Annotated in this window: 20 protein-coding genes; 8 read left to right on the plus strand and 12 right to left on the minus strand. The window is 64.2% G+C overall.

Annotated elements, in window-relative coordinates; all coding sequences use genetic code 11:
* Positions 1-72: 72 nt before the first annotated feature.
* The 4 genes from secA to ACFVTG_RS07215 all read right to left on the minus strand — a co-directional run bounded on the left by secA (position 73) and on the right by ACFVTG_RS07215 (position 5,701).
* Positions 73-2,817, minus strand: coding sequence for a preprotein translocase subunit SecA (secA, locus tag ACFVTG_RS07200; protein ID WP_284751316.1), 2,745 nt, complete (start codon positions 2,815-2,817; stop codon positions 73-75).
* A 135-nt stretch (positions 2,818-2,952) separates the two neighbouring features.
* Positions 2,953-4,194 (minus strand): winged helix-turn-helix domain-containing protein, encoded by a 1,242-nt coding sequence (locus ACFVTG_RS07205; RefSeq protein ID WP_284751317.1) that lies wholly within the window; start codon positions 4,192-4,194, stop codon positions 2,953-2,955.
* Positions 4,195-4,226: 32 nt separating this feature from the next.
* On the minus strand, positions 4,227-4,952 hold the full coding sequence (hpf, locus tag ACFVTG_RS07210) for a ribosome hibernation-promoting factor, HPF/YfiA family (RefSeq protein ID WP_234748144.1): 726 nt from the start codon (positions 4,950-4,952) through the stop codon (positions 4,227-4,229).
* Between the two features lie 158 nt (positions 4,953-5,110).
* Positions 5,111-5,701 (minus strand): ComF family protein, encoded by a 591-nt coding sequence (locus ACFVTG_RS07215; protein ID WP_390279209.1) that lies wholly within the window; start codon positions 5,699-5,701, stop codon positions 5,111-5,113.
* A 216-nt stretch (positions 5,702-5,917) separates the two neighbouring features.
* Between ACFVTG_RS07215 and ACFVTG_RS07220 the strand changes: the two genes are divergently transcribed.
* Entirely contained in the window at positions 5,918-6,073 is a 156-nt protein-coding gene (locus ACFVTG_RS07220) for a hypothetical protein (RefSeq protein ID WP_390279211.1), read from the plus strand.
* On the opposite strand, the gene ACFVTG_RS07225 is transcribed toward ACFVTG_RS07220, so the two are convergent.
* From ACFVTG_RS07225 to mtrA, 3 genes are read right to left on the minus strand one after another with little or no spacing between them, the layout of a single operon-like run.
* Positions 6,070-7,806 (minus strand): LpqB family beta-propeller domain-containing protein, encoded by a 1,737-nt coding sequence (locus ACFVTG_RS07225; protein ID WP_390279213.1) that lies wholly within the window; start codon positions 7,804-7,806, stop codon positions 6,070-6,072. The two genes, ACFVTG_RS07220 and ACFVTG_RS07225, sit on opposite strands and share 4 nt — an antisense overlap.
* Complete coding sequence (mtrB, locus tag ACFVTG_RS07230; protein ID WP_390279215.1) at positions 7,803-9,794, minus strand: MtrAB system histidine kinase MtrB; 1,992 nt, start codon at positions 9,792-9,794, stop codon at positions 7,803-7,805. The genes ACFVTG_RS07225 and mtrB overlap by 4 nt, the downstream gene beginning before the upstream one ends.
* Positions 9,766-10,440 carry an MtrAB system response regulator MtrA gene (gene mtrA, locus ACFVTG_RS07235; protein WP_059387541.1) on the minus strand — a complete coding sequence of 225 codons (675 nt, stop codon included), beginning with the start codon at positions 10,438-10,440 and terminating at the stop codon, positions 9,766-9,768. Before mtrA ends, mtrB begins: the two co-directional genes overlap by 29 nt.
* A gap of 176 nt (positions 10,441-10,616) precedes the next feature.
* Between mtrA and ACFVTG_RS07240 the strand changes: the two genes are divergently transcribed.
* From ACFVTG_RS07240 to ACFVTG_RS07265, 6 genes are read left to right on the plus strand one after another with little or no spacing between them, the layout of a single operon-like run.
* A complete protein-coding gene (locus tag ACFVTG_RS07240) occupies positions 10,617-11,918 on the plus strand; it encodes a hypothetical protein (protein WP_390279217.1) in 1,302 nt (433 codons plus the stop codon).
* Entirely contained in the window at positions 11,915-12,601 is a 687-nt protein-coding gene (locus tag ACFVTG_RS07245; protein ID WP_390279219.1) for a DUF4129 domain-containing protein, read from the plus strand. Before ACFVTG_RS07240 ends, ACFVTG_RS07245 begins: the two co-directional genes overlap by 4 nt.
* A 59-nt stretch (positions 12,602-12,660) precedes the next feature.
* Positions 12,661-13,767 carry a DUF4350 domain-containing protein gene (locus ACFVTG_RS07250; RefSeq protein WP_390279221.1) on the plus strand — a complete coding sequence of 369 codons (1,107 nt, stop codon included), beginning with the start codon at positions 12,661-12,663 and terminating at the stop codon, positions 13,765-13,767.
* Positions 13,764-14,837, plus strand: coding sequence for an AAA family ATPase (locus tag ACFVTG_RS07255; protein ID WP_390279223.1), 1,074 nt, complete (start codon positions 13,764-13,766; stop codon positions 14,835-14,837). The genes ACFVTG_RS07250 and ACFVTG_RS07255 overlap by 4 nt, the downstream gene beginning before the upstream one ends.
* 49 nt (positions 14,838-14,886) lie before the next feature.
* On the plus strand, positions 14,887-16,179 hold the full coding sequence (locus ACFVTG_RS07260) for a DUF58 domain-containing protein (RefSeq protein ID WP_390279225.1): 1,293 nt from the start codon (positions 14,887-14,889) through the stop codon (positions 16,177-16,179).
* Between the two features lie 52 nt (positions 16,180-16,231).
* The gene (locus ACFVTG_RS07265) at positions 16,232-16,966 is read left to right on the plus strand and encodes a DUF4166 domain-containing protein (protein ID WP_390279227.1); all 735 of its coding nucleotides are present in this window, start codon (positions 16,232-16,234) and stop codon (positions 16,964-16,966) included.
* Positions 16,967-16,984: 18 nt separating this feature from the next.
* Here ACFVTG_RS07265 and ACFVTG_RS07270 read toward each other — a convergent pair whose 3' ends face one another.
* Positions 16,985-18,022: a hypothetical protein gene (locus ACFVTG_RS07270; RefSeq protein ID WP_390279229.1), complete on the minus strand. Its 1,038-nt coding sequence runs from the start codon at positions 18,020-18,022 to the stop codon at positions 16,985-16,987.
* Between the two features lie 4 nt (positions 18,023-18,026).
* A complete protein-coding gene (locus tag ACFVTG_RS07275; RefSeq protein ID WP_284754749.1) occupies positions 18,027-18,413 on the minus strand; it encodes a chorismate mutase in 387 nt (128 codons plus the stop codon).
* Between the two features lie 78 nt (positions 18,414-18,491).
* On the opposite strand from ACFVTG_RS07275, the gene ACFVTG_RS07280 reads away from it, so the two are divergent.
* A complete protein-coding gene (locus ACFVTG_RS07280; RefSeq protein ID WP_350225163.1) occupies positions 18,492-19,151 on the plus strand; it encodes an NAD(P)-binding domain-containing protein in 660 nt (219 codons plus the stop codon).
* 76 nt (positions 19,152-19,227) lie between these two features.
* On the opposite strand, the gene ACFVTG_RS07285 is transcribed toward ACFVTG_RS07280, so the two are convergent.
* From ACFVTG_RS07285 to ACFVTG_RS07295, 3 genes are read right to left on the minus strand one after another with little or no spacing between them, the layout of a single operon-like run.
* Positions 19,228-20,937, minus strand: coding sequence for an ABC transporter ATP-binding protein (locus ACFVTG_RS07285; RefSeq protein WP_390279232.1), 1,710 nt, complete (start codon positions 20,935-20,937; stop codon positions 19,228-19,230).
* The gene (locus ACFVTG_RS07290) at positions 20,934-21,968 is read right to left on the minus strand and encodes an ABC transporter permease (protein ID WP_390279234.1); all 1,035 of its coding nucleotides are present in this window, start codon (positions 21,966-21,968) and stop codon (positions 20,934-20,936) included. Before ACFVTG_RS07290 ends, ACFVTG_RS07285 begins: the two co-directional genes overlap by 4 nt.
* 1 nt (position 21,969) lies before the next feature.
* Positions 21,970-23,058 (minus strand): ABC transporter permease, encoded by a 1,089-nt coding sequence (locus tag ACFVTG_RS07295; RefSeq protein ID WP_284754752.1) that lies wholly within the window; start codon positions 23,056-23,058, stop codon positions 21,970-21,972.
* Positions 23,059-23,144 lie beyond the last annotated feature (86 nt).

Consider the following 23,144-nt stretch of genomic DNA (forward strand, 5'->3'; position numbering starts at 1 on the left):
AAGCATCCGCTTGTTGGATACGTATGGCAGTTGCGAGCGTCCCTCAGCTATATGCGTCAGGCAACCACGGTGTCAGCGGCGCTTCTTCTTGTTGGATCCGCGCTGCTTGTCATCGGCGGCGGCCTTGGCGGGGTTGCCTGAGCGTCCCGAGGCCCGCCCCTCAACACGGGTCTGGCTCGCACCGTCTTCACCGGGTGCCGTGTACTGGAGCTGAACAGGCTTCTCCGGGGCTTCGAGGCCGGCCGCGCGAATCTGCGGATCGTGGTGTTCCACGTGACCGCCTTCCGGGCTGCCGTCCACTACCACCACGTCTTCGGCGGGCGTTACTTCCACTTCCAGGTTGTAGAGGAAGCCAACGCTCTCCTCGCGGATGGCCTCCATCATGCTCTGGAACATCGTGAATCCTTCGCGCTGGTACTCGACCAGGGGATCCCTTTGGGCCATGGCGCGCAGGCCAATGCCCTCTTTGAGGTAGTCCATCTCATAGAGGTGTTCCTGCCATTTGCGGCCAAGGACCGAGAGGACAACCCGGCGCTCAAGCTCGCGCATGTTCTCGGCGCCAATGACTTCTTCCCGCTCCTTGTAAACGAGCTGCGCGTCCGAAAGGATCTCGTTCTTGAGGAATTCAACGGACACGCGGGCCTTGCCACCGGCTTCGTCAATGATGTCCTGGGACGACACAGTTACCGGGTACAGCGTCTTGAGGTTGGTCCACAGTTGGTGGAAGTCCCAGTCATCTCCGGTTCCCTCCGCCGTCGCGGCATCGATCAGGGCGTTGATGGTGTCTTCCAGGAAGAACTGGACCTTCTCGTGCAGGTCGTCGCCTTCCAGGATCCTGCGACGGTCGCCATAGATGGCTTCACGCTGGCGGTTCAGGACGTCGTCGTACTTAAGGACATTCTTGCGCTGCTCGGCATTCCGCCCTTCAACCTGGCCCTGGGCCGAAGCGATCGCACGGGACACGAGCTTGGATTCGAGGGCAACGTCGTCCGGCACGGAGCTGTTCATGAGGCGCTCGGCGGCACCGGAGTTGAAGAGCCTCATGAGGTCATCGGTCAGCGAGAGGTAGAAGCGGGACTCGCCCGGGTCACCCTGGCGCCCGGAGCGGCCACGGAGCTGATTGTCGATTCGACGGGATTCGTGGCGTTCCGTGCCCAGTACATACAGCCCGCCCAGTTCAAGCACTTCCTCATGCTCGTCCTTGACTGCCTGCTTGGCTGCTTCGAGGGCTTCCGGCCACTCGGCCTCGTACTCCTCGGAGTTTTCTTCAGGATCCAGGCCCCGCTTTGCCAACTCGGCGATGGCCGTGAACTCGGCGTTTCCGCCCAGCATGATGTCAGTACCACGGCCGGCCATGTTGGTAGCGACCGTGACAGCACCCTTGCGTCCGGCCTGGGCGACAATGGCCGCCTCGCGCGCGTGGTTCTTCGCATTCAGGACCTCGTGCCGGATGCCTTCCTTGGCCAACAGCTTGGCAAGGTATTCGCTCTTCTCCACGCTGGTGGTACCGACGAGCACGGGTTGGCCTTTTTCGTGCCGTTCCGCGATGTCCTTCACGACGGCTTCGAACTTCACGATTTCGTTCTTGTACACGAGGTCCGACTGGTCGATGCGCTGCATGTCCCGGTTGGTGGGAATGGGCACCACGCCAAGCTTGTACGTGCTCATGAACTCAGCGGCTTCGGTTTCAGCCGTGCCGGTCATGCCCGAGAGCTTGGAGTACATGCGGAAGTAGTTCTGCAGGGTCACGGTGGCGAGAGTCTGGTTCTCGGCCTTGATCTCGACGTTTTCCTTGGCCTCGATCGCCTGGTGCATGCCTTCGTTATAACGCCGTCCGGCAAGGATACGGCCAGTGTGTTCGTCAACAATGAGGACTTCGCCGTCCAGGATGACGTAGTCCTTGTCCCGTTTGAAGAGCTCTTTGGCTTTGATGGCATTGTTCAAGAAGCCGATGAGCGGGGTGTTGGCGGATTCGTAGAGGTTCTGGATGCCGAGGTAGTCCTCGACCTTCTCGATGCCGGCTTCGAGAACACCGACGGTGCGCTTCTTTTCATCGACCTCGTAGTCGATTTCAGGCTGGAGACGCTGCACGACCTTGGCGAATTCGCTGTACCAGCGGTTGGTGTCACCCTGGGCCGGACCGGAGATAATGAGCGGGGTACGGGCCTCGTCGATGAGGATGGAGTCCACTTCGTCGACAATCGCGAAGTGGTGGCCGCGCTGCACAAGCTCGGATTTGTCCCACGCCATGTTGTCGCGCAAGTAGTCGAAGCCGAATTCGTTGTTGGTGCCGTAAGTGATGTCTGCCGCGTACATTTGGCGGCGCACTTCGGGATCCTGGTTGGACAGGATGCACCCGCTGCTGAGGCCAAGGAATCGGTAGACACGGCCCATGAGCTCGGACTGGTATTCGGCGAGGTAGTCGTTGACTGTCACGACGTGCACGCCCTTGCCGGTGAGCGCATTGAGGAAGGCCGGAGCAGTGGCCACGAGGGTCTTTCCTTCACCGGTCTTCATCTCGGCGATATTGCCGAGGTGGAGAGCGGCCCCGCCCATGAGCTGGACATCGAAGTGGCGCATTCCCAGGGTGCGGGAGGAAGCTTCCCGCACAGCCGCGAAAGCCTCCGGCAAGAGATCGTCCAGCTTCTCGCCGTCCTCATGACGGGCGCGCAGCCTGTCCGTCTCCTCGCGCAATTCGGCGTCGGAGAAGGTCTTGAAGGAGTCTTCGAGGGCGTTGATGGAATCGGCATAGGTCCGCAGTTGCCTCAGGGTTTTTTTGTCACCCGTGCGGAGAAGTTTTTCGATAAGTGATGCCACGTAAAGTTGCTCCCAGTCTCAAGCTGCCGAATTCTGGCGGTTTCAGTCTACGGGAGAGACCAACGCCGCGCGGCCCCGTTTCCCTGAGAGCGGAGCGCAGCGCGCCCATAGGCCGCTGTCGGAGCCCTCCGGGTCTCAGCCGCGGGCCATTGCCGAGGCAAGCGTCGACGAGAGATCCCCCGTCGGTGACACGACGACGTCGTCGAGCCCCAGCCACCCGGCCATAAGCCGCAGCTCCGCGGAAAGCTCGACGGCGGTGTCCGCCGGGGCGTCCGGCTCGGCGTGGGCGGCACGCACCAGAAGTTGCTTGGCTGCGCGGTCCGCCTTGAGGTCTACGCGCGCGACCACGGCGTCACGGAGGAGGAAAGGCAGTACGTAGTAGCCGAACTTGCGCTTCTCCGCCGGCGTATAGATTTCGATCCGGTAGTGAAAACCGAACAACTCCTCGAGCCTTCTACGCTCGAAGACCAGCGAATCGAACGGGCTGAGGAGTGCGCGGCCCGTCGCGGCCCGGGGAAGCCGGGCGTCCACATGCCGGTACAAAGCCCGGTCCCAGCCACGCACCGTGACCGGTTCCAGACGCCCGGCGGCAACGAGCCTGTCGATCGATGCTGCTGCAGCCTTCACCGGAGTCCGGAAGTAATCTGCGAAGCAGCGGATTGTTCCGATGCCATGGGCCTGGGCTGCGGCGTCGATCAGCCGGTCCATGGCCGCCGTCGACACGTCGGAGCCAGCGTCCGGGAGCGCTCCTGCGCGAGCGATGACGGCAGGCAATCCTGGCGGTAGAACCCGCGATGTCAGCGTGTACCGCCGCTCGAACTGCTCAGTCCGCGACGCAGCCGTCACGAGTCCCTCTTCAAACAAGTGTTCCAAAACCCTCTTGACCAGGTTCCAGTTCCAACCCCAGTTGTCGTGCTGCCGGTCTTCCTGGTGCCCCAGATGCGCGGTCAATTGAGCGGCAGTCATGGGGCGTCCGGTTGCGAGCGTTTCGAGGATCCGGTTGGCCATGTCCTCCCGGATTCCGCGTTCCAAGTGGGACGCGCCTACCCAGGCGCGGTTTTGCCAGAGCAGCAGATCTTGAAAGTGTTCCGGGCGGATGAAGCTCGCCTCGTGCGCCCAGTACTCCATCATGCGCCGCGGACTTCGCCCGGCCATCGCATGAAGGATGCTTCGGTCGTAGTTGCCAAGCCTTGAGAAGAAAGGAAGGTAGTGACTGCGCGAGAGGACGTTGACGGAGTCGATCTGCACCACCTGGAGGCGGGCAAAGGTGCGGCCCACCGTCCGTGAAGTCACGGGGCCGGTGGGCCGTTCCTTGTCCAGTCCTTGGGCTGCCAATGCAATCCGCCGTGCCTGCAACAGGCTCAGCGAAGCGGCCATGCCAGTCCTTTCATGGGAAAAACGAATGCGGCCTAGGCTGTAGCGGCCTGGTCATTCGAACGGTAAGCGTGGATCTTTTCCTCCACGGGTTCGTCTCCTGGCTCGCATGTGGAATCCAGAGTGATTACTCCATATGTCCAGCCACGGCGACGGTAGACAACCGACGGCGTGTTGGTTTCCTTGTCCACGAACAGGTAGAAATTGTGGCCCACCAATTCCATGTTGTCCACCGCGTCATCAAGGGTGAGCGAAGCGGCGGGGAAAACCTTGCGACGAATCAGGACCGGGGAATCACCGGCCGGAATGTCGTTGTCGACGTCGTAGGGCGAGGTCTCCACCGGTGGCGTCGTTGGCTCCTGGTGGTTGCTGGCCTCTACGTAAATGGGTTCGCTTGCGCTGGCAGGCTCAAGCGTCGCAGTAGCCTCACGGACGGCTTTGGGGGTGTGGCGGCCGTGGTGAACCTTCTTGCGGTCCTTGGCCCTGCGGAGTCTTTCCAGCAGCTTGCTGTAGGCGAGATCAAAGGCGGCAAACTTGTCAGCGGCGCTCGCTTCGGCCCGGATCACAGGGCCCCGGCCCAGAACTGTCACTTCCACCGTGAGCTGGCCCGGTGTCTGGCGCGGGTTGGTTTCCTTTGAAACCTTCGCGTCAACCCTCTGGACCTTGTCCCCAAGCGATTCAATCTTTGAAATCTTCTCGCCGGCATACTCGCGGAAGCGATCCGAAACGGTCAGATTACGGCCGCTGATCATGAACTCCATGGTGCCCTCCAAACAACTCAGGTGACACGATAAGGGCGCTTCTCGGGGCTGATCTGACGGACAGTCGAGCCCCTTTCCGAGCCGCTATCGACAGGTACATCTGTTCTTGGTACCCATAACCGACGTTAGTTCATCGCCACGGGTAATTCATCCTTTCGTCACTTATTTTTTGTTTGAGTCGGCACGGGCCGGGTGTGTTGCAAGTCCGGAGGAAGGTCGCTTCCGGACGGCGGCCGGGTGGCTGCCAGGACCACGGCGCCACGCACCACGCCTCCCGCCGCCGACACCGCCCGGGCGGCTTCGGCGAGGGTGGCACCGGTAGTGAGGACGTCGTCGACGATCACGCATATCCTGCCCTCCAAGGAAGCTCTGCGGAACAACCGAAGGGTCATGGAGCCGCGGACACGGCGCGCACGCTCTCCGCGGCCCAAGCCCTTTTGCCCGTTTCCCGGTCCAGGCGCCTTCTTCAACGCATCCATGATTTGCAGACCCGGCAAAGCGTCCAGGCGCCGCAGGCGGCCGAGCAAGAGATGGACCGGACTGAAGCCGCGACGCCGAAAGGCCGCATTGCTACTGGGAACCGGTACAAGACAGACATCCACCTTGTCTCCAACGGCAGACCGGATGGCCTTGCCGAGCGCAGGCGCGAGCACCGAGGCCAGCCGTCCCTGGCCTAGATGCTTGAAAGAAAGGAGTGCTTGGGCCAGTTCATCCCGATAGTGCCCGCCTGCGACAACAGGCAGAATCACGGACCCATCCACCCTAAGCAAGGCCGGTGCCTGCCCTTCAGCGCGGAATGGACGGGAGCACAGAAGGCGCAACTGCCGCGCACAGGAGCGGCAGAGCGCCGAATCCTCGGAACCACAGCAAACGCATTCCACGGGAGCCAGAACCGCCAGCAACTCGACGAAGGCCTCACCAACGCCCTGGGCGAGCCTCGTCCATCGGGCAGGATGGAGTCCCCTATGGCGCGCGGCGCCACCAAGGACGACGGCAAGGTCAGGGTCGCGCGCTCGGCAACGGCTGTCAGTACCCATGCCCCAAGCATCCGGCTCCTCGCCGACGGCCAACACTCCCGAGGCGCGCTATGTGGAAAACCGCGTTTCGCGGTGAACGCCTAGCCCGGGAAGGAAGGATCTACGGGGCCCTTGAGTTGCAGTTCCCAGCCGTTGCCCACTCGTTGGAACACGCCTGCCCCTGACTGTCCGAAGATCTGCTCCGGTCCGTTGCCTGCGCTGATAGTCGTCAGGTTCGGCCATGCCGGAAGCAGCTGCGGCTGGCTCGACGTCAAGGACAACAGTTCGGGAACCACGTTCTCGGTTGACGAGGCTTTCATCACCGCGACCGTCGTGGAATTGACCCAAACCCCTTGATCAACCGGAGCGGAGGCGAACAAGGTGAGGGGTGAAGTCAGATCCTTGGGGGTCCCGTCAGGATTGCGGACAATACCGGTCACCTGCACCGATGACTTGCCGTTCATCTCGGAGATGACCAATGCGCGCGTCCCTTCGCGGGATATCCGGAAGTCCCTCACCACGCGCCCTGCCAGCCATGGCGGCGCCATCGTCACCGTGGGGACGGGCTGGCCCTGGGGAACGTTGGACGGTTTGAACGCCACCACCTCGGTGGCACCGTTGGCTCCCGGGCCTGCCGTCCAGACCCAGTCCTGCGGGCTGAAGGAGGGATGGCTCAGGGTGCTCCTGGTTGTCAGTTGACGGGCGGGTTGGCCCGGAATCATCGAATACAGGACGGTTCCGGCACCGTTGAGGAAGGCCACGGCCTGGGATGTCGGGGACTCTGCGGGAGCGCTCGGATTCAGCCCGGCCACCGGCTGCATGTCCGGGAGGGCCGAGACCCTGTTGTTCTCGTAGCGCACGAGTTCGTCGTTGCTGATGGCGATTTGGCGCGCAGGAGCATTCTTCTCAAGCACTGGCGGCAGGACCGAACCGTTGTCCTCCACCCGGACAAGGTCCTGGTCAGCCCGCAACTGAACGTTCACCACGTCCGGCTGGCTACGGAAGGTCAAGGTTAGTTGGTTTTGCATGCGCTGCCGGTCCTCGGCAGAGGCATCCACGAGTTCCTTCGCGGAAAGGTCCACCTGGGCTGCGCCCGACACAACCGGCACGGACTCCCGGGCCAGTTTCATGCCGGAAGGAAAAGCACTGACCACCGCGCCCTGGAGGTAGGGCGCAGGACCGTCAAGCAAGGCGCTGGTCATCGCCTTGACAGTGTTCTTCTTGATGAACCACCGGACGTCCGGAACCGCATACATAAACGTAGGGTCGTAGAAATAGATGGGCTGGGCCGCGTAGATGACTTTGAACGTCTCTTCCGGGATCGCGGTGCCGTCCGGGACGGCTGAGATCCGCCATTCGCCGTCGACCTGTTCCAGGGTCACCGGAATTGTTTCGGTTGTTCCTTCCGGGAACTGCGTCGCGACGCCGTCGGCGTCAACCGAGTAGGCGAGGTCCAACTGGTACTTGAACTCGTTTTCCACACCGGTCTTGACGACTGTCGCCTTGCGGAAAACGAGCGTGCGCTTGTCCGACTTCCAGCTCACGGACAGCGCCTGCGTGAGGTATTGCCGGGCCACCGCGTAGTCGCCTTCGTAACCGCTGCCTGCACCATAGAAGTCTTCGATGATGGACTCGGGAGTGGCTCCGGGGTGTGGCGGCGGAGGGAAGAAGACGGGAGCGTTCGGGTTGCCCGCGCTCTCGTCCTTGCTCTTCCCCACCGGACCGGACCTCGGGATCTGGGCGCAGGAACTAAGGACCACCATGAGGACAGCAAGAACGGCAATCACGGCCCTTAACACGTACGGGCGCCGGGAAAGGTAAGGGCGTTGGGAACTCAAGGTGCCGTCCCCCCTTGGGGTTTGTCGGCGTCGTCGTTTCCGGCTGAAGGCAGTACGGCGGGCAGTACAGGCTGCAGTGACGGAGCGTCCTCCGGCTTCGGATCCGCGGCGGAAGCGCGCTCCTGGGGCGGGTCGCCCGCATCCAGAACGAGCATCTGGCGCTCAGGGGCGGCGCCCGGCAAATGGATGTCAGCGGGTTCAAGCTGCAACGGTGATTTCACGATGGTGCCTCCCTTCTTGAGGGGCAGCGTCAGCCGGAAGTTCGAACCGGATCCCTTGCGCCCCCAAGCCTGCAGCCAACCGTTGTGGAGCTTGGTGTCCTCCGCAGCAATGGAAAGTCCCAGTCCGCTGCCACCCGTGGTCCGGGCACGCGCGGGATCGGCGCGCCAGAAACGATCGAAGACCCGCGCGGCTTCTGCCGGGCTCATCCCTATGCCGAAGTCACGCACGGAGATGGCGACAGCGTCGTGATTGGCCGCAACGGAAACGTGGACGGGCTTCCCCTCGCCGTGTTCGACGGCGTTGAGCAGCAGGTTCCGCAGGATGCGGTCGATCCGGCGGGCGTCCATCTCCACGATGATCCGCTTGTGGCGCGAGGTAAGGCGCACTTCGGAGCCGTACTCCGCGGCAACAGGCGAGGCGCCGTCGATGACATGCGAGACGACCTGGAAGATGTCCGTCGGCTCGGAGTCCAACACCGCGGCTCCGGCGTCGAAGCGTGAAATCTCCAGCAGGTCCGAGAGCAAGGACTGGAAGCGCTCCACCTGGTTGTAGAGCAGTTCCGCGGAGCGCTTGTTGATGGGGTCGAAGTCGTCGCGGGCATCGAACAGCACTTCCGCCGCCATCCGGACGGTGGTGAGCGGTGTCCGCAGTTCATGGGACACATCGGAGACGAACCGTTGCTGCATCTGGGACAACGTGGCCAGCTGCGTAATCTGTTCCTGCAGGCTCGCGGCCATGTGGTTGAAGGAGGCGCCCAGCCTGGCCACCTCGTCTTCGCCCTTGACCACCATCCGTTCCTGCAACTGGCCCGCGGCCAGCTTCTCGGAGACGACCGCGGCGTGGCTTACGGGACTCACGACGTTCCTGGTCACGTACCAGGCAATCCCGCCGATCATCAGGATGAGTGCGGCGCCGCCCGCCCACAGCACGTTCTGGATTTCGTCAAGGGTTTGTTGGGCGGTATCCAGGTCATAGAGGAGATAGAGCTCGTAGACCGTGCCGTTGAACGTGACCTTGTTGCCGACGGCGATGCCGGGGTGGTCCTGGTTGCCGACAGGGAACTCAGTGGAAGCCCAGTACTGGTCCTTGCCCGATTCCTGCACCGACTTGCGAAGTGCCGGAGGAATGACGCGGACAGTCAATTGATCCGAGGCCCGCGATTCCACCCACCGGTTGCGCGGCTTGGTTTGTTCGGGCATCGCTTCGAACACGTATCGCCGCTGGATGACCGAGCCGTTGCCCTCCACTGCCTTGAGGGTGTCGTAGACGAGGGTGATGACGCTTGATTGGTCGTTGGCCTGTGAGCCGTCGAAGGTGTCCTGGACTTGCTTGACGTAGTAACGGCTCTCGGATTCGGCCTGCTTCAAACGCTCCTGGAACAGGTTGTTCGCTATTTGGTTCGAGAGGTACGCACCGACCACCGCAAATGACACCATCGACAGTACGATCGTCACCGCGACGGTCCTGAATTCGAGCGAGCGGCGCCAACGGCGCAGCAGCGCGCGCCACAAATACCGGATTCCCGGCCGGATGTGGCGAAGTCCGGTCACTACAAGGCGGGAGACACGCAGTGCCAGAATCAGGGCGCGGCGTGTCCAAATGCGGGTGCGCTCCAGGATCCACGGGAGGTTCAGTGCCCGGGCATCCGTGTGTTCCGGGACAGGATGTCCTGAAGCGGGATGTTTGACCTTGGCCGCCGGGGCCTCTTGGTCAGTGCCGGGCTCGCCGGTGGAAGACTCAGGCGCCTGCTTTATATCCGACACCACGAACCGTCAATACAACTTCGGGAGCTTCCGGGTCACGCTCAATCTTGGACCGGAGGCGCTGGACATGGACATTGACCAGCCGGGTGTCGGCAGCGTGGCGATAGCCCCATACCTGCTCTAGGAGCAGTTCACGGGTGAAGACCTGCCAGGGCTTGCGCGCCAGCGCGACCAAGAGATCGAATTCCAGCGGCGTCAGCGAAATCCGCTCTCCGCCGCGTGTCACCAAGTGGCCCGCGACGTCGATGGTGACGTCGGCAATCCGCAGGGTCTCGGGCGCCTTCTGGTCTCCGGGACGCAGCCGGGCGCGGACCCGGGCCACGAGTTCGGCCGGCTTGAAAGGCTTGGGCACGTAGTCATCGGCACCGGATTCAAGGCCGCGGACGACGTCGGAGGTGTCCGATTTGGCGGTAAGCATGACGATGGGAACGTCCGACTCCCCGCGGATCTGGCGGCACACTTCGATGCCATCCGATCCGGGCAGCATGAGGTCAAGCAGTACCAGATCTGGCTTTGAGGAACGGAAGACCTCCAGTGCTTGCCCGCCGTCCGCGCAAAAAACCGGGTCGAAGCCGTCGTTCCGCAGCACGATGCCGATCATTTCGGCCAGCGCTTCGTCGTCGTCTACTACCAGGATGCGTGCCTTCATAGTTATATATTCCCTTATCACCAGGCCTTTGTCCCGTTGAGCCAGATCACGGCATGGCGCGCTGCAGCCAGCAGGCGATTGGGCTATGAGGCGCGACGGCGGAACTATAGGCTGGGCGAACGGCCCCTTTCGGGGTCCCGTGCATTGCTGCGGACGCATCTTTTGGGGAGGAAAAAGTGTCACAGCCAGATCCGGGGAACCGGCCCGAACAGGGACCGCAGCCACCGTGGGGCGCCCAGCCACAGTGGGGCGCGCCGCAGCCAGGCGCCCAGCCACCGTGGGGCGCCCAGCCACAGCCCGGCGCCCAGCCACAGTGGGGCTCCCGGCCGCAATGGGGCGCGCCACAGTATCCGGGGCAAGCGTGGGGCGCGCCGATCGATCCGCGTTGGCCGGGCGGCGGTCCGCCGCCCTATGGCCAGCCCCGCTATGTGGCTCCCCCGAAACCCGGAATCGTGCCCCTCCGGCCGCTCTTCTTCGGCGAGATCATGGACGGCGCCTTCCAGACCATCCGCCGGAACGCCAAAACCATGTTCGGCTCCGCCCTTATTGTCCAGGCGGTCACCGGTGCATTGAGCACGGTGGCCGCGCTGGGCATGCTCGGGATGGTCCGACCTCCCGTAGGAGGATTCACGAGCCAAGACGACGCGATGCGCTATCTTGGCCCGATCATGAGCGCCACTGCCGGGATTCTGGGAATTTCCTTGCTCGCCATGGTGCTCGCCGCCATCCTTCAGGGCGTCATGGCCATCCCCGTCGCCCGGTCGGCGCTGAACCGGCCCACCGGTTTCAAGCAAATGTGGTCCCTGGCCCGCTCCCGTATCTGGCCCCTGGTAGGCCTCGCCTTCCTCTTGCTTGCCGGATCGTTGGTGTTCTTCGTGGTCCTGTTCGTGCTGGCCGCCCTCATCCTGACCGGCTTGGGACCGGCCGGGGCGCTTTTGCTTCTCCCGTTGGGATTCGGTGCGATCGTCGTTTATGTCTGGATCTACACCAAGCTGATGGTGGCCCCCGCCGCGATCACTGTAGAAGAACTCGGCGTCTTCGCCGGTCTCCGGCGCTCGTGGGCGCTGACCACCCGGAGCTGGTGGCGGATCTTCGGAATCACCCTGCTGGTGGCCTTCATGGTGGGCATCATCGGGTCGGTCATCCAGATTCCCCTGAGCTTGGCGTCCGGCGGAGTAACCTCTGTGTTCGCACCCCATGCCGGCGCCTCGCAGGTGACCACCACGGCGATTGTCCTGCTTGTGGTTTCGCAGGTCGTAGCGGTCCTCATAAGTGCAGTCGGCTTCGCTTTCCAGACCTCCGTGGCAGCCTTGATCTACATGGACCTGAGGATGCGGCGCGACGGCCTGGACGTGGAGCTCCTGCGGCTTCTGGAGACCGGAGAAGATCCCGACGGCGTTCCGGGCCGGCGCCGGGCACCTCAAGCCAGTCCGCGTCCATGGCCGCCAAACCCCGCTCAGGGTTTCCCCACAGGATGATTGCGGCATCCGCGCCCTTCGCGCTTCCTTTCGCCGCCTCCGAGCCTCCCGTTGATCCGGACCGCGGAGAAGCCCAACGGTGGGCGGTTGAGGAACTGTCCAAACCGCAGTACGCATCGGCCAAACCCAGTTGGATCGATCAGATGTGGAACCAGTTCATCGACTGGCTCCGTTCCCTGAACGGCGGTTCCATCAGCGGGCCAGATATCGGCATGCCGTTGATCGCCGCCTTGGCCGTAGTCCTCATTGTGGTTGCCGTGATTGTGGTCAGGCCGAGGCTCAACGCGAGGAAGAAGACATCAGCAGAGGTTTTCGACGGCGAGGCAACAGTTGATGCCGATGCCTTCCGCGCCCGGGCATCTGCTGCGGCAAGCCGCGAGGACTGGCAAACGGCCGTCGTCGAACAGTTCCGCGCGGTGGTTCGCTCTGCGGAGGACCGGGCAGTCATCGATATCCAGGTTGGCCGGACAGCGGACGAGGCGGCTGCCCAATTGGGGCGCGCGTTCGGGGCAGCCAGTTCGCGGCTTGAGGAAGCGGCGCGGATTTTCGATGGCGTGAAATACGGGAAGGCAAGCGCCACCGCGTCCGATCACGCCGCCGTGCTGGCATTGGACACCGGGTTATCGGCCATGAAACCTGATTTCGCCGGGCACTCCGCCAACGGTTTCGCGGTGCCGCGATGACTGCGGACACTCAAACACTCCGGTGGTCGGCGCAGTTTCGGGGCTGGATGCGCCGCCAAATGGCCTGGCTCATCATCGGAGCCATCGTCGCGGGACTGGGCATTGCCGCCCTGGCCCAATCCCCCGCAAACGGGGACAAGGAACCCCTCTCTGCCAGCAATCCCGCACCGGATGGTGCCATGGCCACGGCCGAAATCCTCCGGCGGCACGGCGTCGCGGTCACGGAATCCGATTCATTCGCGACGACAACCTCCGTGCTCGCCGGGAAACCAGGCGCCACCGTCTTCCTGTATGACCGCAATGGCTATCTCGGCCCCACCCAGTTGCAAAGCTTGCTGCAATCGGCTGCCCGCGTGGTGGTGGTGGCCCCCGGCCTCCGAACCCTGACCGGACTGGGCAGCGAGATCCATAACGCGGGGGTGGTTCCCGACAGCACTTCAACGTTGGGAGCGGGGTGCGTTCAGGCTGATCCACTCGCCGCAGGGGATGTCTCCGGAAAGGGTGGATTCCTTTACACGGGCGCCGAGGTGACCTGCTACAGGCCGAGTAGCAACGACGGCGGCATGTACGCGGCGAGCGCGGACGGTCGCTTGGTGGTTCTCGGCAGCACAGCCCTGCTCAGCAACGATCTGCTGCAGGAAGAGGGCAATGCCGCCTTGGCCCTCCGAACTCTCGGGCCGACTCCGGATCTCGTCTGGTATCTTCCGGGCCTCGGAGACGTACCAAGCGACGGCAGACCGCCCACGCTGAATGAATTGGCGCCACCGTGGGTTGGCTTCCTGGGATTGTGGTTGGCGGTGGTCGCGTTGCTGGCTGTGCTGTGGCGCGGCAGGCGGCTTGGTCCGCTCGTATTCGAGCCGCTGCCGGTGGTGGTCAAGGCCGTGGAGACCGCCGAAGGCCGCGCCCGCCTCTACCAGGATTCCCGCGCCGTCGGCCAGGCGGCCGATAATCTGCGGTCCGGAACTTTGACCAGGCTTGCCAAGCACTTCCGGCTCGGCCCCGAGGCCGGCGCAGATGCCGTACTCGATGCCGTGGCCCGAAAGGTCGACCGGCCGGCACAGGAGCTGCGTATGCTCCTGCTGGAGCACCGGCCACGCACCGAATCAGAACTCGTCCAATGGGCACAAAGCATCGAAACACTCGAGCAGGAGGCAATAGCCCAATGAGTAATCAAGCACAGAGCAATCAAGCACAGAGCAATCAAGCAGACGGTTTCACCGACGGCGCCTATGGCTATCCGGGAGGTCCGGCGTCGCAGGAGCCGGCGGTGCAGGCAGCCACCCGGTCCGATCCTGCCCGCAAAGCCCTGCTGGACGTCCGTCACGAAGTCGGCAAGGCCGTCGTCGGGCAGGATGCAACGGTGACTGGCATGCTCATCGCGCTGCTCTGCGGAGGCCACGTGCTGCTTGAGGGCGTTCCGGGCGTTGCCAAGACACTGCTGGTGCGGGCCTTGTCCACGGCGCTGAGCCTGGATACGAAGCGCGTCCAGTTCACTCCGGACCTCATGCCGGGTGACGTCACCGGATCGCTCGTCTACGACTCGCACACCTCGGAATTCACCTTCCGGGAAGGGCCGGTGTTCACCAACATCATGCTGGCGGACGAAATCAACCGAACGCCGCCCAAGACCCAGGCTTCGCTGCTGGAGGCAATGGAGGAGCGCCAGGTATCCGTTGACGGACTCTCCCGGCCCCTGCCGTCGCCGTTCATTGTCGCCGCCACGCAGAACCCCGTCGAGTACGAGGGCACGTATCCCCTGCCGGAGGCCCAGCTGGACCGTTTCCTCCTCAAGCTCTCCATGCCGCTGCCCGGACGTGCCGAAGAGATCGAAGTGGTCCGCAGGCATTCGGAAGGTTTTGATCCGCGCAACTTGCTGGCCGCGGGAGTCAGGCCCGTGGCGGGCGTCGCCGAACTCCAAAATGCCCGCGACGCGGTGGCCGGAGTGACAGTGGCCCCCGAGATCCTCGGCTACATCGTGGACGTCGTGCGGGCGACCCGGGCGGCGCCGTCGTTCCAGTTGGGAGTCTCCCCACGCGGCGCCACAGCGCTGCTGAACACCTCGCGTGCCTGGGCCTGGTTGTCCGGACGCAACTTCGTCACCCCCGACGACGTCAAAGCGCTCTCCCTGCCATGTTTGAGGCACCGTGTGGGGCTTCGTCCCGAAGCCCAAATGGACGGTGTGAGCGTAGATGATGTCCTCGGCAGCATCCTGGCTTCTGTTCCCGTGCCGCGCTGATTGGCCGTGCCCCATGACTGTCCCGTCCACGACCATCCAGGGGTGCTGAATGGCAATCACAGGCCGCTTTGTGCTGCTGGCTTTCGCCGCGTTGGCCCCCTTGGTGCTGTTTCCCGCCTGGGCTACGATCCTTCTCACCACCGCCGTGCTGCTGGCCCTGGTGTTGTCCGACCTCCTGCTGGCCGCATCGCCCGCCAAGATCATGCTTCAGCGGACAGACCTCGGAAATGTCACCCTGAACTCGGAAACGGAATCCGTCCTGACGCTGGAAAACGGCAACCGGCGGACCTTCCGCGGAATGGTGCGCGACGCCTGGCAGCCCTCCGCGGGGACCCTCGCCCCGGTTCAGCGTGTCGAGATCCCGGCTGGTGAGCGGCGGCGAATATCGGTACGGCTGAGGCCAACACGGCGGGGCGACCTTACGGCACCGCACGTAACGCTGCGTTCCTTCGGCCCGCTCGGCCTGGCCGCCAGGCAACGTACCGTGGCCCTTCCCGGCCGCCTGCGCGTCCTGCCGCCGTTCCATTCCAAGCGGCATTTGCCGTCGAAGCTACGGAAACTGCGGGAGCTCGATGGCAAGGCCGCTGTCCAGATCCGCGGGGCGGGCACGGAGTTCGATTCCCTCCGCGATTACGTCCGGGGCGACGACGTGCGCTCCATCGACTGGCGGGCAACCGCCAGGCGCACCGCCGTCGTCGTCCGGACCTGGCGACCGGAACGGGACCGCCGCGTCGTGATCATGCTCGACACCTCGCGCACTGCAGCCGCCCGAATCGACGACGAGCCCCGCCTGGACACGGGGATGGAAGCGGCTCTCCTGCTGGCGGTGCTTGCTGAGCGGGGCGGAGACCGCGTGGACTTCTTCGCCTTCGACAGGCGCGTCCGCGGGCGCGTCGATTCAGCGGCGAAGGGCAACCTCCTCGGCTCCTTGGTGCAGGCCATGGCTCCGCTTGAGGCGGAACTGATCGAGATGGATTGGGCCCAAGTCCCGGCCCAGGTGCGGGCCATTTCGGCGCACCGCTCCCTCGTGGTCCTGTTGACCTCGCTCGACAGCGGCGCCCCCGAAGAAGGACTCATTCCCTTGGTGGCGCAACTGGTACGTCAGCACGTCGTGCTGATCGGATCGGTCCGGGACCCCTTGCTGGGGCGAATGAAGGAAGAACGCACGACGGCGAGCCAGGTCTTCCGTGCCTCGGCCGCCGAACGTGCCCTGCTGGACCGTGAGGCCGTCAGCGCCCAATTGCGCCAGCTCGGGGCGGAGGTAGTCGACGCCGAGCCGTTGGAACTGCCGCCGCTCCTGGCGGATGCGTACATACGGCTGAAGGCTGCCGGGCGCCTGTAGCCTGGCCAGGCCCCGAGTCCAGAAATCAACAACCGGAATCCGAGGAAAGCACATGAGCACACCCATCTACGAGTTGGCGCTGGGCGCCAAGTTCCGGCAGTTGCAGCCCGAGCTCCAGGACTACTTTTCCCTTGCCCCGGGCTCCGGATCCTACGGAATCGGCGAGGGCGTGTTCGAGGTGGTCGGTTGCCGGCAAAAGTGGCTCCGCCCACTCCTTGCCACGGTTGCCGGGGAAGAGGCCTTCTTCCCCGAGTACGGCGAGCGCATCCCGTTCCGCATCGAAAATCATGCCCATTTTGATCCGTTCGGACGGTCCAGCCTCACGGCCCGGCGTGAAATCTTCTTTCCCGGGCACACCCGCTTGTTCCACGACACCACCGTCGCGGAGACCACAAGCGAGGGCGGCACGCGCCTGGTCGACTATCTGGGCCGGCATCGAAGGCTGGCCACGGCGTTGGATCTGGATGTGACACCGGAGGGGCGGCTTCGCGGCGTCTCGGGTGATTCGCGTTTGTTCCTGGGTCCGCTGAGGCTCGCCTTGCCGGCTTCCCTTGACGCGAAGGCCTATGCCGAGCAGTGGTGGGACGCGGCAGAAGGCAAGCATCGGATCCAGGTGAAGGTGCTCCAGCCACACGTCGGACTGGTCCTGGTCTACGCGGGATCCTTCGACTACCGTTTGGCGCCGTCGCTGCCCGCGACGGACGGCGCGGCAGCCCCGCGAACCGCCACCGCCGCCGTCGGGCTCCCCCGCTACGCCGAGCCGGACCGTTGGGAACGGCGCGTCTAGAGGGAGCCGGACGGCAGGCTACCCGAGCGCGAGCTGGTTCAGCCCGTCCGCAAGCTGGGTCAAACGGTTCAGAACCTCTTTGGCTCCCGACGGCGAATATCCGGCCAACCCGTCCGACGGCGTGACGCGCACGGCCCCCAGGCTCGACGCCGGTAGGCCGAGTTGGCGCCAAGGCTGCCAGACGGTGTCCACGAGCTCAGCGGTGCGTGGCAGGGTTGCCCTTGGGTTCTCTACGGGCAAAGCGCCGGCCCACAAGCGTTTGCCCGCTTCCACCGCAGTGGCAATCTGTTCCCATTGGCGCGTGGTGAGCGCTTTGAGGGGAACGGCGACGCCGTCGGCTCCGGAGGCGAGGATCTGCTGGATGGGGGCTTCGATCTCCGGAACGGAAACCACAATCTCCGCCACCCCTGCGGCCCGCAGCGCGTCGACCACCAACCGCCAGGCTCCCGTGACTTCTTCGCCAGGGATGGAGCGCAGCGTGCGGTAGCCGCTCGCCGTGGGAATGGTGCCGGCCAACACTGAAGAGATGTCCGGTTCGTCGAGCTGGACCACAATACCGGCGCCGGGCACGGCAGCACGGACTTTCGATACGTGCTCGGCGACGCCGGCGGCCAAAGACTCAGCGATGTCCCTGCGGGCACCGTAGTCAAGAAGGGCGCGCTCCCCGTTATGCAAGTAGAGGCCCGCCGCGAGGCTTAGGGGCCCGCGCAACTGAATCTTGAGTTCCTCGGCGGAGGATTCTTCCGAGCCGGCAACGTCGGCCAGGATGTTGATGTCCATAGCGAGGGCGGACTTCGCACGCCGCAGGTCCTTGCCCGGGCGGTCCACCAGGCGCCAGCCGTGCGGTTGCACATCGATGGCCAGCTCGACCAGGAGCGATGCCGTCCGGCCGAGGGCGTCGGAGCCAACGCCACGGTCCGGAAGCTCGGCCAGGAACGGCAGGTGCGGGCTGCCCAGCTCGCCACGGATGACCCGTGCCGCCTCAGCAGGATCCGTCCCGGGCCAAGGACCCAACGCCGTAGCGGTGACCTGGTTCTGCACGGTTTCGGCAGACACGGGTTCAGGCCTGCGCGATGGAAGCCTGGTGGCCTTCGGCGATTGCCTCGTGGTGCCGGATGACCTCACTGATGATGAAATTCAGGAACTTCTCCGCAAAGGCAGGATCGAGGTGCGCTTCTTCGGCGAGCCGGCGGAGCCGCTCAATCTGGGCGGACTCGCGCCCCGGGTCCCCGGCAGGAAGCTTGTGCGTCGCCTTGAGGACGCCCACTTTCTGCGTGGCCTTGAAGCGTTCCGCGAGGAGGAAGACGAGGGTGGCATCGATGTTGTCGATGCTTGAGCGGATGGAGAGCAACTCGTCCATGACGGCCTGGTCCACCCGGCCGGCGAGGGAGCTGGCAGAAGGATCGAAGGAGTCGGCGTCGGGGAGGGCGTGGTTCTGCTCGGTCATTCCTCCAGTCTAGGGTGTGCTGGCCGCCGTCCGAGGGGCAGAATGGGCATGTCCGCGCCGATGATAAGGAGAGCACGCATGAAAATCGCAGTTCTTGGCACCGGAATGGTGGGGCATGCCCTGGCCGGCAAATTGGTGGCGGTAGGCCACGAGGTCATGATGGGTTCCCGGGAGGCCGGCAATCCCAAGGGGACGGAGTGGGCGGCGCAGGCGGGTCCGGGGGCAAGCTCCGGTTCCTTCGCGCAGGCGGCAGCCATGGCCGAGATCGTGGTCAACGCAACCCCGGGCATGGTCTCTCTCGCGGCGTTGAGTGAAGCCGGAGCGGCGAACCTGGCGGGCAAGGTGCTTGTGGATGTGTCCAACCCGCTGGATTTTTCCGCCGGATTCCCGCCGTCGCTGTCCGTCTGCAATACCGACAGCATTGCCGAAACCATCCAGCGCTCCTTCCCCGCGGCGCGTGTGGTCAAGGCCCTCAACACCTTGACTGCACCCCTGATGGTTGATCCGCTTAGGCTCGCCGATGGTGCCCATGACGTCTTCGTGGCGGGGAACGACGACGACGCGAAAGCCACCGTCGTCGCGCTCCTTCGGGAGTTCGGCTGGCTTCCGGAACACATCCACGACTTGGGCGGGCTCGACGTCGCGCGCGGCCTTGAGATGTGGATGCCGCTGTGGCTCCGGATCTTCGTGCGCCAGCCGAAGGACAAGCTCTTCAACATCAGCATCGTGTCCGAGTAGCCCGGTAGAACGAACATGCCCGCCCTTCGCGGAGAAGGGCGGGCATGTGTTCTTGCGGGTCGCCGCAGGAGGCGGGCTAGATGCCCAGCAGCGCGCGGTGCTCTTCCCGGCGTCGGGCCTGTTCGTCAGGATCCGGCACGGGCAGCGAGGCAATGAGCCTGCGGGTGTAGTCGTGCTGGGGATTGCCCATGATCTGGCTGCCGATCCCTTGCTCCACGAGCTCGCCTTTGTACAACACACCCACCCAGTGGGAGAGGATGTCCACGACGGCGAGGTCGTGGCTGATGAACAGCGCCGCAAAACCGAACTCTTCCTGGATGTCCTTGAACAGTTCCAGGACCTTTGCCTGCACGGAAACGTCGAGGGCCGAGGTCGGCTCGTCGGCGATCAGGAGGCGCGGGTTGAGTGCGAGCGAACGCGCCAGCGAAGCGCGCTGGCGCTGCCCGCCGGAGAGCTCGTGCGGGAAGCGCTCAGCGTACGACGCCGGCAGCTGGACCGATTCGAGCAACTGCGCCACGCGCAGGCGTGCTTGAGCCGGGCTCGGGTGGGTGTGGATGAGCAGCGGTTCCGCAACGCACTCACCGATGGTCAGGTGAGGGTTGAACGAGGCGGCCGGGTCCTGGAAGACGAAGCCGATATCCTTGCGCAGCGGCTTGAACGTGTGTTCCTTGAAGCCCAGCATTTCGTAGCCGAGGACCTTGAGGCTGCCCCCGGTTGCCCTGTTGAGTCCCGCGATAGCGCGGCCGATGGTGGACTTGCCCGAACCGGACTCGCCGACCAGGCCGAAGACCTCGTTCTCGGAGACCGTGAAGCTCACGTTGTCCACGGCCTTGAACCCGGGCTTCCCGAGGCGGCCCGGATACTCGATGGTGAGGTTCTTGGCCTCAACCAGGATCTTTCCGCCTTGGTGCAGGCGCTCGGTGGCCCCTTCGGACGCTGAGTTACGGCCGAGGTGCGGTACCGCGGCCAGCAGCTTCTTGGTGTAGTCCTGCTTGGGCTCGGCGAAAAGGACCCTTGCGGTGGCCTCTTCGACGACGTCGCCCTGGTACATGACAACGACGCGGTCGGCCAGGTCGGCCACGACACCCATGTTGTGCGTAATGAGCACAATCGAGGTGCCGTACTTGTCCCGCAGGTCCCGGAGCAACTGAAGGATCTCGGCCTGGACAGTGACATCCAGCGCCGTCGTAGGCTCGTCCGCCACGATCAAACCGGGGTTCAAGGCGAGCGCGGCTGCGATGACCACGCGTTGCTTCTGGCCTCCGGAAAGCTGGTGGGGATAGTAGTTGACGCGGATTTCGGGATCGGGGATGCCCACCTTCCGCAGGGCTTCGGTGGCCCGTTTCTTGGCTTCCTTGGCCGAGATGCGGTGTCCGTCCAAGGCGTGTGCCCGGATGCCTTCGGCGATCTGCCAGCCGACCGTGAAAACCGGGTTCAGGGCCGTTGACGGTTCCTGGAAGACCATGGCCACGTCGCGGCCACGGATCTTGCGCAGTTTGGACGCGCTGACGCTGATGACGTTGTTGCCGTTGATCAGCACAGCCCCGGAGCTGATGGCCGTTTCAGGGAGCAGGCCGAGGATGGTCTTGGCCGTGACGGTCTTGCCGGAGCCTGACTCCCCTACGATCGCCAGCACTTCGCCGGCTTTGACCTCGAGGCTGACGTCCTTGACCGCGTAGACGTCGCCGCTGTCGGTGGCAAAGGTGACTTTGAGCCGTTCGATGTCCAGGACAGGCTGCCCGGTTGGCAGCGGTTGGTCCGAAATGTTGCCGATGTTGGTGGTCATGCCTTACCTGCTTCTGGTTCAGGAGCGGTAGTGGCCCCTGTGTTCTTGCCGTCGGTTCCTGCCGCGGCCTTGGAACGGGAGGCCTTGCCTCCGGCACGCTTGCGACCGCGCAGGCGGGGATCGTTGAGGTCGTTGATGCTCTCGCCGACCAAGGTCAGGCCCAGCACGGTGAGGACGATCGCGATACCGGGGAAGACACCGGTCCACCAAATGCCGGAGGACGCGTCCGCCATGGCCTTGTTGAGGTCGAAGCCCCACTCCGCAGCCGAGGACGGTTCAATGCCGAAGCCCAGGAAGCCAAGGCCGGCCAGGGTCAGGATCGCTTCGGAGGCGTTCAGGGTGAACATCAGCGGTAGCGTCCTGGTGGCGTTCTTGAAGATGTGCCGGGTGATGATCCGGAGGCTGGAAGCGCCCAGGACCATGGCCGATTCCACGAAGGGCTCGGCCTTGAGCCTGATGGTTTCGGCACGGATCACGCGGAAATACTGCGGAACGAACACCACGGTGATCGAGAAGGCGCAGGCGAGGATGCCGCCCCAGAAGCTCGACTGGCCACGGCTGATGACGATCGACATGACGATCGCCAAGAGCAGGGACGGAAAGGCATAAATGGCATCGGCGATGACTACCAGCACCCGGTCCAGCCAGCCGCCGAAGTAACCGCTGAGCAGGCCCAGCGCCACGCCGAGGAAGATGGACATCGCGACGGCGACGACGATCACGGTCACCGCGGTCTGTGAACCCCACAGGACGCGGGAGAGGACGTCATAGCCGCCGACCGTGGTGCCGAGCAGGTGCTTGCTGCTCGGGGCGTCCTGGGTGGGGAACGAACCGGAAGCGTCACTGAGTTGGGAATAGCCGTATGGCGCGATGAACGGCGCGAGCACGGTGGAGAGAAGGAAGAGCCCGGTCAGGACAAGCCCGGTGATGAGCATGCCCCGCTGGAGGCCGACGCTCTTGTTGACATGGGAAATGACGGGAAGTCCGGACAGGAAGGACTTCTTCCGTCCTGAAACTGTTGCGGTGCTCATGTCAGTACCTCACTCGCGGGTCGATCAGCGCGGCGACGACGTCCACGACGAAGTTGGTGAATGCGACGATGACGGCCAGCAGCACCACGATGCCCTGGACCGCCACGAAGTCCCTGGCGTTCAGGTACTGGACCAGTTGGTAGCCAAGGCCCTTCCATTCGAAAGTGGTCTCGGTAAGCACGGCTCCGCCGAGCATCAGGGCGATCTGCAAGCCCATGACGGTGATGATGGGGATGAGCGCCGGCTTGTAGGCGTGCTTCGTCACGAGCCGGAACTCGCTCACGCCACGGGAACGGCCGGCCTCGACATAGTCCTTGCCCAGGGTTCCGATGACGTTGGTCCGGACAAGGCGCAGGAAGACACCGGCGGTCAGGAGACCGAGGGCAATGGCGGGAAGCACAGCGTGCGACACGACGTCGCCGAGTGCGGTGAAATCGCCGCTGCGCAGCGCGTCGAGCCAATAGATCCCGGTGGGAGCGGCCAGTTGGCCCATGGTCAGCTCAGTGCGGGTGGACACGCGGCCGGCCACAGGGAGCCAGCCGAGCCAAACCGAGAACGTCAGCTTCAGCAAGAGTCCGGAGAAGAAGACCGGAGTGGCGTAGCAGAGGATGGCAAAGCAGCGCAGGAAGGCGTCTGTTGCCTTGTCGCGCCGTTGCGCGGCGATCATGCCCAGCGGGATGCCGACCGCGAGCGCCACGATCAGCGCGTTGATGGACAGCTCAAGGGTGGCCGCACCGAAGGTCGACAGCATTTCGACGACGGGCCGCCGGTCGGTGATGGTGGTGCCGAAGTTGCCGGTGATCAGCTGGCCCAGGTATTCGAAGTACTGGATGATGATCGGCCGGTCGTAACCGGCGTCGTGGATTCGCTGTGCCAGGACATCCGGAGGAAGCCGGCCGCCCTGCGCCGCGGTGATGGGGTCTCCGATGACCCGCATGAGGAAGAAGACCAGAGTCACGAGGATGAAGATCGTGGGAATGATCAGGAAGAACCTGACCACGATGTACCTGCCGAGACCCCCGCCCGCTGATTTACTCTTGGGAGCGACCGCGTCCGGTTCGACGTCGGGCACCTCTATAAGTGTTGTCATTGCTACCTAAAGTTCATTGCCCGCGGATCGCGCGGGGTTTTGCTCAAAATGTGAGGCAATCAGCAATAAGGGGAGGCAAAGCACCT

Source organism: Arthrobacter sp. NPDC058127, assembly GCF_042884555.1.
Taxonomy (GTDB): domain Bacteria; phylum Actinomycetota; class Actinomycetes; order Actinomycetales; family Micrococcaceae; genus Arthrobacter.

Coding starts and splice junctions, on each gene's coding strand:
- mtrA (WP_059387541.1), bottom strand. CDS start 10,440: ATGAAGGCACGCATCCTGGTAGTAGACGACGACGAAGCGCTGGCCGAA.
- ACFVTG_RS07260 (WP_390279225.1), top strand. CDS start 14,887: ATGGCAATCACAGGCCGCTTTGTGCTGCTGGCTTTCGCCGCGTTGGCC.
- ACFVTG_RS07205 (WP_284751317.1), bottom strand. CDS start 4,194: ATGGCCGCTTCGCTGAGCCTGTTGCAGGCACGGCGGATTGCATTGGCA.
- ACFVTG_RS07280 (WP_350225163.1), top strand. CDS start 18,492: ATGAAAATCGCAGTTCTTGGCACCGGAATGGTGGGGCATGCCCTGGCC.
- ACFVTG_RS07250 (WP_390279221.1), top strand. CDS start 12,661: ATGGCCTGGCTCATCATCGGAGCCATCGTCGCGGGACTGGGCATTGCC.
- ACFVTG_RS07290 (WP_390279234.1), bottom strand. CDS start 21,968: ATGAGCACCGCAACAGTTTCAGGACGGAAGAAGTCCTTCCTGTCCGGA.
- ACFVTG_RS07265 (WP_390279227.1), top strand. CDS start 16,232: ATGAGCACACCCATCTACGAGTTGGCGCTGGGCGCCAAGTTCCGGCAG.
- hpf (WP_234748144.1), bottom strand. CDS start 4,952: ATGGAGTTCATGATCAGCGGCCGTAATCTGACCGTTTCGGATCGCTTC.
- ACFVTG_RS07255 (WP_390279223.1), top strand. CDS start 13,764: ATGAGTAATCAAGCACAGAGCAATCAAGCACAGAGCAATCAAGCAGAC.
- ACFVTG_RS07245 (WP_390279219.1), top strand. CDS start 11,915: ATGATTGCGGCATCCGCGCCCTTCGCGCTTCCTTTCGCCGCCTCCGAG.
- ACFVTG_RS07220 (WP_390279211.1), top strand. CDS start 5,918: ATGGCGCGCGGCGCCACCAAGGACGACGGCAAGGTCAGGGTCGCGCGC.
- ACFVTG_RS07285 (WP_390279232.1), bottom strand. CDS start 20,937: ATGACCACCAACATCGGCAACATTTCGGACCAACCGCTGCCAACCGGG.
- ACFVTG_RS07295 (WP_284754752.1), bottom strand. CDS start 23,058: ATGACAACACTTATAGAGGTGCCCGACGTCGAACCGGACGCGGTCGCT.
- ACFVTG_RS07275 (WP_284754749.1), bottom strand. CDS start 18,413: ATGACCGAGCAGAACCACGCCCTCCCCGACGCCGACTCCTTCGATCCT.